At 32.9% G+C, this 11,833-nt stretch carries 15 protein-coding genes; 1 reads left to right on the forward strand and 14 read right to left on the reverse strand.

Annotation, left to right across the window (positions count from 1 at the left end; translation table 11 throughout):
• The first annotated feature begins 1 nt into the window (after position 1).
• Positions 2-1,036, forward strand: coding sequence for an ACR3 family arsenite efflux transporter (arsB, locus tag DMZ43_RS12505; protein WP_131508717.1), 1,035 nt, complete (start codon positions 2-4; stop codon positions 1,034-1,036).
• Between the two features lie 53 nt (positions 1,037-1,089).
• On the opposite strand, the gene DMZ43_RS12510 is transcribed toward arsB, so the two are convergent.
• The 14 genes from DMZ43_RS12510 to serS all read right to left on the reverse strand — a co-directional run bounded on the left by DMZ43_RS12510 (position 1,090) and on the right by serS (position 11,820).
• Entirely contained in the window at positions 1,090-1,554 is a 465-nt protein-coding gene (locus DMZ43_RS12510; protein ID WP_129760865.1) for a TM2 domain-containing protein, read from the reverse strand.
• A 55-nt stretch (positions 1,555-1,609) separates the two neighbouring features.
• On the reverse strand, positions 1,610-1,996 hold the full coding sequence (locus DMZ43_RS12515) for a VOC family protein (RefSeq protein WP_131508719.1): 387 nt from the start codon (positions 1,994-1,996) through the stop codon (positions 1,610-1,612).
• Between the two features lies 1 nt (position 1,997).
• Positions 1,998-2,456 (reverse strand): DUF1801 domain-containing protein, encoded by a 459-nt coding sequence (locus DMZ43_RS12520; protein ID WP_131508720.1) that lies wholly within the window; start codon positions 2,454-2,456, stop codon positions 1,998-2,000.
• Positions 2,457-2,462: 6 nt separating this feature from the next.
• A complete protein-coding gene (locus tag DMZ43_RS12525; protein ID WP_131508722.1) occupies positions 2,463-2,972 on the reverse strand; it encodes a DUF4199 domain-containing protein in 510 nt (169 codons plus the stop codon).
• A 34-nt stretch (positions 2,973-3,006) separates the two neighbouring features.
• Positions 3,007-3,378: a VOC family protein gene (locus DMZ43_RS12530; RefSeq protein WP_131508840.1), complete on the reverse strand. Its 372-nt coding sequence runs from the start codon at positions 3,376-3,378 to the stop codon at positions 3,007-3,009.
• Positions 3,379-3,486: 108 nt separating this feature from the next.
• A complete protein-coding gene (locus tag DMZ43_RS15120) occupies positions 3,487-3,897 on the reverse strand; it encodes a response regulator transcription factor (protein WP_129760868.1) in 411 nt (136 codons plus the stop codon).
• A gap of 9 nt (positions 3,898-3,906) precedes the next feature.
• Positions 3,907-4,842, reverse strand: coding sequence for a 2-hydroxyacid dehydrogenase (locus DMZ43_RS12540; protein WP_131508724.1), 936 nt, complete (start codon positions 4,840-4,842; stop codon positions 3,907-3,909).
• A gap of 3 nt (positions 4,843-4,845) precedes the next feature.
• Complete coding sequence (mgtE, locus tag DMZ43_RS12545; RefSeq protein ID WP_187347865.1) at positions 4,846-6,216, reverse strand: magnesium transporter; 1,371 nt, start codon at positions 6,214-6,216, stop codon at positions 4,846-4,848.
• A gap of 42 nt (positions 6,217-6,258) precedes the next feature.
• Positions 6,259-7,038 (reverse strand): 16S rRNA (adenine(1518)-N(6)/adenine(1519)-N(6))-dimethyltransferase RsmA, encoded by a 780-nt coding sequence (rsmA, locus tag DMZ43_RS12550; protein ID WP_131508727.1) that lies wholly within the window; start codon positions 7,036-7,038, stop codon positions 6,259-6,261.
• A 4-nt stretch (positions 7,039-7,042) separates the two neighbouring features.
• Positions 7,043-7,366 (reverse strand): DUF4286 family protein, encoded by a 324-nt coding sequence (locus tag DMZ43_RS12555; protein ID WP_131508728.1) that lies wholly within the window; start codon positions 7,364-7,366, stop codon positions 7,043-7,045.
• 51 nt (positions 7,367-7,417) lie between these two features.
• Positions 7,418-7,930: a GNAT family N-acetyltransferase gene (locus DMZ43_RS12560; RefSeq protein ID WP_131508730.1), complete on the reverse strand. Its 513-nt coding sequence runs from the start codon at positions 7,928-7,930 to the stop codon at positions 7,418-7,420.
• Positions 7,927-8,334 (reverse strand): hypothetical protein, encoded by a 408-nt coding sequence (locus DMZ43_RS12565; protein WP_131508732.1) that lies wholly within the window; start codon positions 8,332-8,334, stop codon positions 7,927-7,929. Before DMZ43_RS12565 ends, DMZ43_RS12560 begins: the two co-directional genes overlap by 4 nt.
• A gap of 8 nt (positions 8,335-8,342) precedes the next feature.
• A complete protein-coding gene (locus DMZ43_RS12570; RefSeq protein ID WP_131508734.1) occupies positions 8,343-10,118 on the reverse strand; it encodes a tetratricopeptide repeat protein in 1,776 nt (591 codons plus the stop codon).
• A gap of 433 nt (positions 10,119-10,551) precedes the next feature.
• On the reverse strand, positions 10,552-11,820 hold the full coding sequence (gene serS, locus DMZ43_RS12575) for a serine--tRNA ligase (RefSeq protein WP_131508736.1): 1,269 nt from the start codon (positions 11,818-11,820) through the stop codon (positions 10,552-10,554).
• Positions 11,821-11,833: the final 13 nt, after the last annotated feature.

The following is an 11,833-nucleotide window of genomic DNA, read 5'->3' on the forward strand; positions in this document are numbered from 1 at the left end:
TATGAGTGCAAAAAAATCACTTAGCTTTTTAGATAAAAACTTGACCCTTTGGATTTTCTTAGCTATGGCATTAGGTGTTGCTTTAGGATACTTTGTGCCAACAATTCCTGAGCGTATAAATACTATGAGTAGTGGAGCTACTAACATTCCCATAGCTATTGGGTTGATTGTAATGATGTATCCTCCATTAGCAAAAGTTAACTATGCACTGTTACCAAAGGTGTTTAAAAATGTGAAGATTCTATCCATTTCTTTGGTACTCAATTGGATTATTGGTCCTGTATTAATGTTTGCCTTAGCCATTATCTTTTTACAAGACTATCCTGAATATATGGTTGGGTTAATACTAATTGGGCTAGCACGTTGTATTGCTATGGTTTTAGTTTGGAATGACCTTGCAGAAGGTAGTAGTGAGTATGGAGCAGGATTAGTAGCCTTAAATAGTATTTTTCAGGTGTTTGCCTATAGTTTTTATGCTTGGATATTTATAACTGTATTACCACCATATTTTGGATTTGAAGGAGCTATTGTAGACATATCAATAGCTACAATTGCTGAAAGTGTAGCAATTTATCTTGGTTTACCTTTTGTTTTAGGAATTTTAAGCAGATTAATTTTAGTAAAGTTCAAAGGAGAAGATTGGTATAACAATACATTTATCCCTAAAATTTCACCATTAACTTTAATCGCATTATTATTTACAATTATAGTCATGTTTTCTTTAAAAGGAGAACTGATTGTTGAAATTCCAATGGATGTTTTTATTATAGCTATTCCGTTGCTATTGTATTTTACTATAATGTTCATTATTGGCTTTTTTGTAACAAAAGCTATGGGAGCAGATTATAATAAAACCACAGCTGTGGCTTTTACAGCAGCAGGTAATAATTTTGAATTAGCAATTGCTGTTGCTATTGCAGTGTTTGGGTTAAATTCTGGTCAAGCATTTGCAGGTGTTATAGGTCCATTAGTTGAAGTTCCTGCATTAATACTATTAGTTAAAGTAGCCTTTTGGCTCAGAAAAAAATATTTTTAGAATAAAAAAGCCGCAAACAGTGTTTGCGGCTTTTTTGTTTTTTTAAGGTATGATTAAAACCAAGGTTTTTTACCCACTTGGTATGTGTTATAGAATTCTTCGTCAGATTTTGTAAGGTAAATAATACCTTCAATTAAACCTATAATTCCAGGAATCCAAACGATTAAAATACCAATACCTACACAAGATAGTATTGCTCCTAATAGCCAAACACCTAAAAGGATTCCTCCTTCTTTGTTGTAACCTAGAATAAATTTATGAACACCTAAGCCTCCAAAAATGATACCTAAAATACCAGCTAGTAGTTTTTTGTTATCTCCTGATGCTTTACCAAAAGCTTCTTTGGCTCCATCAGAAAATTCTTTTGCAGTTTCTTTTGCTTCGCTAGCAAATTCTTTTGCTTTTTCTTTAGCGTCATCAGCAATATCTTCTGCTTTGTCTGCTGCTTTTTTTGCACCATCTTTTGCGTCGTCTAACATATCGTTAAGGTCGTCGCTTAAATTTTTTTCATCTGACATTTGTAAATTTGTTTATATGGTTAGAAGTCTAAAGGTAACAAAAAAATATAATGGTTTACAAAAAAGCTTTATCAATAGGTTCCCAAAGTTCAATTTTGTTGCCATCGTTATCCATAATCCAACCAAATTTTCCGTAGCTGTATTCTTCCATTTCTCCAACAATGGTAACACCTTCGTCTTTTAATGTTTTTAGTAATTCTTCAAGATTTTCTACGCGATAATTAAACATGAAATCTTTTTTTGAAGGCTGATAATAGGCTGTGTCTTCAGCAAACGGACTCCATTGTGTTGAGCAATCGTTACCTTCTTTATCTTTCCACCAAAAGGTACAGCCATAATCATCGGTGTTAAACCCTAAATGCTTTTTGTACCAGTCTTTTGTTGCTTTTGGATCTTTTGTTTTAAAGAACAATCCGCCAATGCCTGTAACGCGTTTTTTCATTTTATTTCTTTTTAAGGTTGGTTTCGTATATGTCTATCCATTGATCTGGAGTTAGTTTTGTGCAGAGTTCAGCAATTAATTCCATTGGAATATCATTAATACGCTTAAAACGCACGCAACTTTTTCCCATATCTAGCTTGTACTTACTGTATTTTGGGTATTCATTTACAAACCAATCGTGTATTTCTGGTACAGCATAAATACCACTATGGTAAAGATTTATTGAATTTTTTTGTGAAGCAAAACTCATGAATGGTAATGGTTCTTCTGGTGTGCAATGATAACCATCAGGATATTTGCTATGTGGCACATAATAGCCTATCATACCATATTGAATACCTTCTTCAAAGCCTTTTGGTAAGTTGGCCTTAATGGTTTTGCGTAATGTTTTTAAAACATCTTGACGTTCTTCAGGAACTTGACTTATATAATCTTCGGGAGATGATGCTTTGTATTGCATAATAATTTATTTTTTTCGTTGTAAAATTAAAGCAGATATTAAAGATAGTACAAACCCAATTAACACAACGGTTACAAACATTAAGGCAGCCATAAATCCAGAGCCACCATAATCTTGCATTTGTTGTGTGAGTTCAGCTTTTTTAGCCTCTAGTTCTTCACCAGAGTAAGTGCTTTCATAAGTTTTTAAAGTGACTTCTAAATATTCTGAAGCAAAATCAGGATTAATTACGGTTGTATAAATGTAATCTACCATAGCAATTCCTAGTCCAGTTAAAGCTGAAATTAATAAGCCAATAACCAAAGCTTTTCCAAAACTTACAGCACCATTATTTACTTTGTCGCGATAGTGTTTTATCCCAAAAAATATAAATGATAATGATGCAATCATTGACGCATAACCAATAACTTCTTGAGCCGAATAGCTTAAGTTTTTACCAAAGGTTAATGCTAAAAAGAATAAAACAGCGGCAGTTATAAGTCCGTAGCCTCCATATTTTAGTACAGTTTTTTTCATGTTGTTAGTTAGTTTTAAGAGTTAAAAAAAGAGTTTAAATATGTTGATCAATTAATATGGTATTACCATCAGGATCGGTTACAACCAAACTTGCAGGTCCTGAAGTTGTTTCGTCTGCTTCACTTTGTAACGCTATGTTTTTACTTTTTAAATGCTGCTGAATTTGCCTAACATCAGTAAATGTATCTAATGTTTTTGCATTTTCGTCCCAACCAGGATTAAAGGTAAGTATGTTGTTTTCAAACATGCCTTGGAACAGTCCAACTAATGCATTTCCATTTTTCATAATGAGGTAGTTTTTTTCTAAATCACCAGCAAAAACGGTGAATCCTAAATTTTCATAAAATGCTTTTGAAACAGTAATGTCTTTTACGCTTAAACTAATTGAAAATGCGCCTAATTCCATAATTGTGTGGTATTGATTAATTATTGATACAAAACTATGAGAAGCCTTTAAAAATCTACTCATACTAAAGTACCAAACCGTTAGTACTTTGGTCTAAAATACATAATTTTATAGTATTTGAAGTTCTTTTGCAACTTGAAGTGCTTGCGTGCGTCTCTTGGCATTTAGTTTAACCAATAAGTTAGATACATGCGTTTTTATAGTGCTTTCTGATAGGAATAATGTCTCGGCAATTTCTTTGTTTGATAACCCTTGAGCAATATGTTGAAGCACTTCATATTCTCGCTCAGTAATATCTAGTTCCTTTATTTTATTGTGATCAATTTCGGTCGTATCAACAGTTTCTTTTTGAAGGCTTTTTTTGTTGAGGTAAATACCAACAATTAGGAAAACAATCGCAATAACAGCAATTACAATTTCTATGTTTACATTTCCAGATATGATAGCGTATTTGCTAACCTGAAAAAGTAGTAACAAGGCAAAAATTAAACCAGCAAAAACAGCTATTGTTTTCTTCATAGTTGAAAGTTAACAAAATCTAGCTTTAATTTTATCAACGATGGTTTGCGCTAGTTTTTCTTTGCTTTCAACTGTCCAACCAGCTACATGAGGTGTTAGTAATACATTTTCGGCTTGAATGATGTATTGAAATGCCTCTGGCATATCAGAAGAAAAAAGGCTTTCAAAAGAGGCTTTTTCATATTCTAAAACGTCTAATCCTGCACCTAAAATTTTACCACTTTTTAAAGCTGAAACCAAATCAGTAGTCACAACACTTTTTCCGCGTGCTGTATTAATGAGCCAAAACGGTTTTTGAAACCCGTTAATAAAATCAGCATTAACCATATTGAGCGTTAGTGGTGTTTGTGGTGTGTGTAAACTTAAAACATCTGCGTTTTTTTGTAAAGTTTCAAGCGATACTTGTTTGCAGTTATCGTCACCAACATTGGGTTTTATATCATAGCAAAGAACTTCAACATCAAACCCACGAAGTTTTTTAGCAAAGGCTTTTCCCATGTTGCCATAACCAATAAGCCCAACGGTTTTACCATCTAGCTCAATACCTCTGTTGGCTTCACGTAACCATTGACCATGTCGTACTTCGTTATCAGCTTTATTGAGCTTGTTGAATAAGGAAAGCAACATTCCTAAAGCGTGTTCGCCAACAGCATTGCGGTTACCTTCTGGTGCTGAAATTAAATAAATGCCTTTACTTTCGGCATAATCACAATCTATGTTTTCTAAACCAGCACCAACACGACCTATAAACTTTAAGTTTGTGGCAGCATCAAGAAACTGCTTGTCTATAGTAAAACGACTTCTAATTACAATACCATCATACTCATGAATTATTGCTTCAACATCAGTTTTTGATGAGTTGTAATCTTCATGATTTGTATAGCCTAATGTATTAAGTTGATTAATGAGAAGCTCGTGATTGGTATCTAGATGTAGGACTTTCATAAGTTAAATCCCTAAAATAAGTTTAGCTATGGTAAAGTAAATTAAGATTCCAAAAATATCATTGCTGGTAGTGATAAAAGGTCCTGTTGCAATAGCAGGATCAATACCACGTTTGTCAAGGAATAATGGTACAAAAGTTCCTATTAAACCAGCTACTATGATTACTACAACTAACGAAATTGAAATAGCAAAAGCAGTTGCGGCATCTTGTTGGGTTGCCCAAACAAAAAGAAATAAGAAAATAGCCAAAATAACTCCATTAAGAGCTGCTAAAAGCATTTCTTTCATTAAACGACTGTTAATACTTCCTTTTATATCATCATTTGCTAAACCTTGTACAATAATTGCACTAGATTGAACACCTACATTACCAGCCATTGCTGCAATAAGTGGTGTGAAAAAGAATAGGATTGCATATTTTGAAAACGCTTCGTGAAAACCTTCCATAATTAAAAAGGCTCCAACACCACCAACAAGACCTAAAAATAACCAAGGTATACGTGCTCTGGTAAGTTTCCAAACGCTATCATCAGAGTCTACATCTTGAGAGATACCTGCTGCTAACTGATAATCTTTATCGGCTTCTTCTTTTAAAACGTCAACAATATCATCAATAGTAATTCTACCTAAAAGTGTTTGGTTGTCATCTACAACAGGAATCGCTTCCAAATCGTATTTTGCCATAACTCTTGCCACATCTTCAACATCGTCTTGCACATGAACCCAATCCACACTGCTGTTAGAGATATCGGCTATTTTTTGATCACTTTTAGCAACAATTAAATCTTTAAGTGAAAGTCTGCCAATAAGCTTGTCTTGTTTGTTTACAACGTATATTGAGTGTACTCTTGTAACCTCTTTGGCTTGTCCACGAATGCGACGTAAACACCCAGCAACGGTCCAAGTTTCATACACTTTTACAAGCTCTTTTGCCATGAGTCCACCAGCTGTATCTTCGTCATAAGCTAAAAGTTCTTCAATTTCGGCTTTATGCTCTTGGTCTTCAATGTTTGAAATTACTTCGGCTTGACGTTCTTCAGGAAGTTCGGCAATAATATCTGCTGCATCATCAGTATCCAACTCTTCAATTTCGTCGGCAATTTCTTTAGCAGAAAGATTACGGAGTATTTTTTCTCGATTGTCTTCATCGAGTTCCATTAACACATCCGAAGTGGTTTCAGAATCAAGAAGTTTTATAACATAAGTCGCATCTTCTAGATCTAGTTCGTCTAAAACTTCGGCAATATCAGCATAGTGAAACTCACTAAAAAGCGTGTTGAGTTCCTTATCGTTTTTCTCTTCGATAAGAACTTCTACTTGCTCGATGAGTTCATCTGTTAGTTCAAATTGTATGTGCTCTTTTTCCTCTTGCATAAAATTTCTTGTCGTTGCACACTGTTGAAGTGACAAATTGTGTTATTCTTGAGTGTCGTTTTCAATTAATTGCGTGAGAGTTATAAATTCTTCAACGCTTAACTGCTCAGGACGTTTGCCAAATATAACATTTGCTTTTAAATTATCTGACAAATTGAATGTTTTTAAACTGTTACGAAGTGTTTTTCGACGTTGTTGAAATCCTTGTTTTACGACTTTGAAAAATAAGGTTTCGTCACATGGTAAGGTGTAGTTTTCTTTTCTTGTTAATAAAAGTACACCTGAATCTACTTTTGGTGGTGGATTAAACACCGAAGGTGGAACTGTAAATAAATATTCGGCATTGTAAAATGCTTGTGTTAAAACAGATAAAATACCGTATACTTTACTACCTTCTTTAGAGCAAATACGTTGCGCAACTTCTTTTTGAAACATCCCTGAAAATTCAGGGATTTGGTCGCGCATTTCTAAGGTTTTGAATACAATTTGCGATGAAATATTGTAAGGGTAATTACCTATGATAGCAAAAGGCTGCTCGCCAAAAACTTGTGTGATATCGAACTTTAAAAAGTCTTGTTCTATAACTCTATCAGCAAGATTTAGGTAATTGGCTTTAAGGTATTCAACCGATTCGGTATCAATTTCAATAACGTGGGTTGTGATGTCTTTTTTGAGCAAATATTTAGTGAGTACACCCATTCCTGGACCAATCTCCAAAACGTGTTTATAGCCTTTAAGCGATAAACTATCAGCTATTTTTTCAGCAATAGATTCGTCGGTTAAAAAATGTTGTCCTAAATGTTTTTTTGCTTTTACTGACATAGTATTAATTAAAGCTTACTGAAAATTCGTCGATTACTTCTAATTCGGTTCTAAACGCTAGCATTTTATCTGCAAATCGTTTAAGTCCATCTTGACGTAAAGCATCAGCATGATTGTTGTAATAGTCTTCTAAATCGGTTCTTGATTTTGCACGATATTGAATGGAGTAGGTTGTGCCTCCCATTTCTTCTTCAATAAGTACTTTGGTTAGTTTAGCTTCAGTAAAATGACCTGTTGCCAAAACCAATGCAATGTGGTTTTTTATCCAATTGAGCCACTCTTCATGTATGCTTTTGTCAATATTAACGGTTACGTTGTATATTATCATGGTTGTTATTTTAATGGATTCCGAACTGGTTACGGAAAGACAAAACTTGTATTATAGTGTTTTTGCAAATAACAGGAGTTCTTCATCATCTTCAAAAGGTTTTACTCTTTTTTCATAAGATAAGCCTAATTTTTCTAATAGTTTAATTGAGTTTGTATTAGTAGGCAATGTGATTGCTGTTATTTTTTTTAGTTTGAATTGGTCTTTGGCAAGTTTTATAATTTCAGAAGACGCTTCAAACCCATAACCTTTACCTTCATAATTAGGAAGTAGCGAAAAACCAATATCTACATATTCTAACTCATCGCGTTTTACCAAACCACAAGTACCAATTGATTTTAGACTTTCATCTTTTAGTTGAATTTTATAAAACCCAAATCCGTGAGTGTCGTAACTTTTTAAGGTTCTTTCTTTTAAATAGTCTTCAGCTTGAGCAACAGTTCTCACATTTCGGTCACCAATATATTTTAACCAATGAGGGGAATTCATGAGTTCTAGTATAAAAGGAGCATCTTCTAAAGTAATTTTGGAGAGTTGTAGTCGGTTGGTTTGAGCTATAATCATTCTGAGCAAAATTTTCCATTTATTACCTGAATATCATCATTTGCAGATAAAGTAGATTTAAAAAAGAAACACTTGCCTTTGATTTCTTTTAGTTCGGTTAAAATGCCACCATTTTCGTTAATGAATTTTTGGTAATCATTTAACGTCATTTTTTCTGTATCATAAAAACTTCTATATGAACAATCGTCAATCCATTCAATAATCACATATATTGTTTGTTCAAATTCAGGGTCTGTAACAATCTCAACTTGAGAATTTCCATTTCGTATTATTTTATAAGAAACTAATGTTTCAGAATCACTAGGAACAAAGAAAGTACCTTCTTTAAAATCTTTACAAGTTAAATTTTGACTAAAAGAATTAATACTTAAAAACACTATAAATAAGAAACCAATTTTTTTCATTTATAATTTCAATTTATAGTATCACCACGTAGCATCCTGAAGTTTTTCCTGGCTTCAACAAAATAAATACTGTCTTGATGATTGAATATGATTTTTTCGTAAAGTGCTTTAGCTTCTTCGGGTTCGCCTAAAATGTTATTGTAAAGTTCAGCTAAAAAATAGTAAGCATCGTCAATTAAAATACTGTCACTAAAGTCTGTTATAATTTTTTGATAGTTAACCGTTGCTTTTTCATACTGTTTCTTTTTTTCGAAAAGTTGTGCTTGCATTAACAAAGCTTGACCTTCAATACTTTCACCTTCATGCTCTGTAAGAATCTTGTCTAAAAGTGTTATGGCTTCATCAGTTTTATTTTGAAATGCCATAAGGTCTGCTTTTGCATAAAGCTTTAACGCTACGTGTAAAGAATCTTCATATTTATTGTCAGAAATAAGTAGTTTTAAATCTAAAGCATCATTAGCAATAAGCTGTGATGTTGATGATTTTAAAATTTTAAGTTGCGATTCAGCCCAATCAAAATCACCTTTATAATAACTAGTTTTGGCAACTTTAAAACGTGCATCTTGCGAAATTGTACTGTTTTTTAAATTGGCTTGTATTTGAGAATAATAAATAAGTGCTTCATTAAATTTTTCTTGATACACCAAAACATCACCAAGTTTTAGCTTTACAGTAGCCTTTTGAAAATCAGAAACATTAAGGTTTAATGTTTCTTTTAAAAACTTACTAGCATCTTCAGGTTTGTGTAAGTGAAACGCCAAAAAATCGCCATATGCAATTTGTAAAGAAAGGGTTTGCTCATACCTGCCATATTGATTAAAAAGCGCTAGATACTTATCGTTTATCGTATTAAAATCTTTTTTAGTAGCATTTATGGTTTCTATCTCCAATAAAAATTGATGTGCTCTTAAAAGACTAGAAATATCTTGTGAATTTTCTAATACAAAATTGAATATTTCGGTTGCAGTACTGTATTGTTTTTCATCTAGAGTTGTAAGTGCAAGTTCAATAATTCGGTCTAGACTTTCAGGGTTTCTTCTATAAAGGGCTTTCTCTTGAGTAAAGGATTTGTTATACTCTTTTTCTTGAACAAATAACCAGCTCAGTAACTCATACCAATACACATCAGGATTGGTTTGCAGCTTTTTAAGTAATAACCGTTTTAAGAAAATGTTGTTTTCGTTTTCGCTGTTTTCTGAAACAAAATCGCTAAAAGCGCGCTTTGAGTTATTTAAAAAGCTAGGGTTGGTTTCTATATAATCTATATAGTTAGAAAACATTTGCTCCACATTACCTTGCTCACCATAAATTCGTGCCAGTTGAATGTTATAGTTTTGTTTAGGATTAAGTTCAGCACCTTTTTTATAGGCAGAAATGGCATAATCTAAAAGGGAATGATTTTCAAATTGTCTAGCAATACTACTTGTATAAATAGGTTTTTCATCGATTTTTAAAAGCGCATCGTTATAATATTTTTTTGCAATTTCTATACTGTCTTGTAGTTGATAGTTGTAACCCAATTCAACCATAAGGGTTGGAAAAGTACTTTTCTCTAAACGTTGGAGCAATAGGTTTTGAACTTCGGTATAGCGTTCTAGCTGTTGTAATGTTTCAACTATTTTGTAAAGGTAAGTTGTACTTGGTTTTTCAGTGTATAATTTTTGGTATTCAATAAGGGCTTTTTCAAATTCACCACGTTTAAAATAATCACTTGCCAACTGCTCACTTTGGGCAAGCATTAAAGTGCTAAACAGTATTAGGGCAAAAGTTAATATCCTCTTCATAAAGCTAATTTAAATAAACAACCTAAATACAGGTTTTGGTGCGCTTATTTCGATTATTTAGTAAATATAACAAATGCTAGCTTTGGATATTGTAAATGTTTTGATAAAAAAAATGCCTAAACGCAAGTTTAGGCATTACCAACCAAAATAAATGTGCTATTAACCATTATTTTAAAAAAATGATTCAGTTATTCTGCTCTGGCATTTTTTATTGTTAACCAAAGGTATATTCTAAAAGAAAATTTTACTGACCATAACGACCAGTGAAACCAGTATTATAATGCGTTTGATATTTTTCATAAGTAGGTTAGCTTTTAATACTTTACTAACATCAAAAAATTTTATGAAAAAACAAAAGAAAACGCTAAAAATTCGTTAAACAACGTCTTTTTTTAGCGTTTTATCGAAATTTGTAGAAAAAATACTACAGATTTTAGATTTTATCAAATCCAGTATAAGGAACTAGAACATCAGGGATTTTTATACCATCTTCAGTTTGGTAATTTTCTAAAATTCCTGCAAGTACTCTTGGTAGTGCCAATGAGCTTCCGTTTAAGGTATGTGCTAATTCATTTTTACCTTCAGAATTTTTAAAACGCAATTTTAAGCGGTTTGCTTGAAAGGTTTCAAAATTTGATACTGAAGAAATCTCTAACCAACGGTCTTGAGCAGTTGAGAATACTTCAAAATCGTAGGTTAATGCTGATGTAAATCCTAAGTCACCACCACATAAACGTAAAATTCTGTAAGGTAATTTCAGTTCTTTTAAAATGGTTTTTACATGCTCTACCATTTCGTCTAGAGCTGTATAAGAACGCTCAGGATGTTCAACACGTAAAATTTCAACTTTATCAAATTGATGTAGTCGATTTAACCCTCTAACGTGTGCGCCATAACTTCCTGCTTCACGACGAAAGCAAGGTGTGTAGCCTGTAATACCTATTGGTAAATCGCTTTCGTTAAGTAAGGTATCTCTAAATAAATTGGTTCCAGGAACTTCAGCAGTTGGAATTAAATATAAGTTGTCACCAGTAACGTGGTACATTTGACCTTCTTTATCTGGCAATTGTCCTGTTCCAAAACCAGAGGCTTCATTAACCAAATGTGGTAACTGGAACTCCGTATAACCTGCTTCGGTATTTTTATCTAAAAAGTAAGCAATAAGGGCACGTTGTAATCTTGCACCTTTGCCTTTATACACAGGAAATCCTGCTCCTGTAATTTTATTACCCAATTCAAAATCGATAATATCATACTTTTTAGCTAATTCCCAATGTGGTAATGCACCATCAACTAATTTTGGAATGTCACCTTCTCTATACACTTCTTCGTTATCCTCATCGGTATTTCCTTTAGGAACACTTTGGTGAGGTACGTTTGGAAGTTGGTATAAAAGCGCGTTTAGTGCATCAGCTTTATCATTAAGCTCTTGCTCTAATTGTTTAGTATCTTCTTTAAGTTGAGTTGTTTTTTCTTTTAAAGCATTGGCTTCTTGTGCTTTTCCAGCTTTAAACAAGTTCCCTATTTCTTTGGAGATACTATTAGATTCAGCTTTTAAGTTATCTAAAGTTGCTTGAAGATTTCTTCGGTCTTCATCTAAAGTAATAACATCGTTTATAGATTGTCCAGCATCAATATTACGTTTTGCTAAACGCTCAATAACCAACTCTTTGTTTTCTCTAATAAAAGGGACTTGTAACATAGTGTGAAAAATT

The organism is Meridianimaribacter sp. CL38 (assembly GCF_004328055.1).
Classification (GTDB): domain Bacteria; phylum Bacteroidota; class Bacteroidia; order Flavobacteriales; family Flavobacteriaceae; genus Gaetbulibacter_B; species Gaetbulibacter_B jejuensis.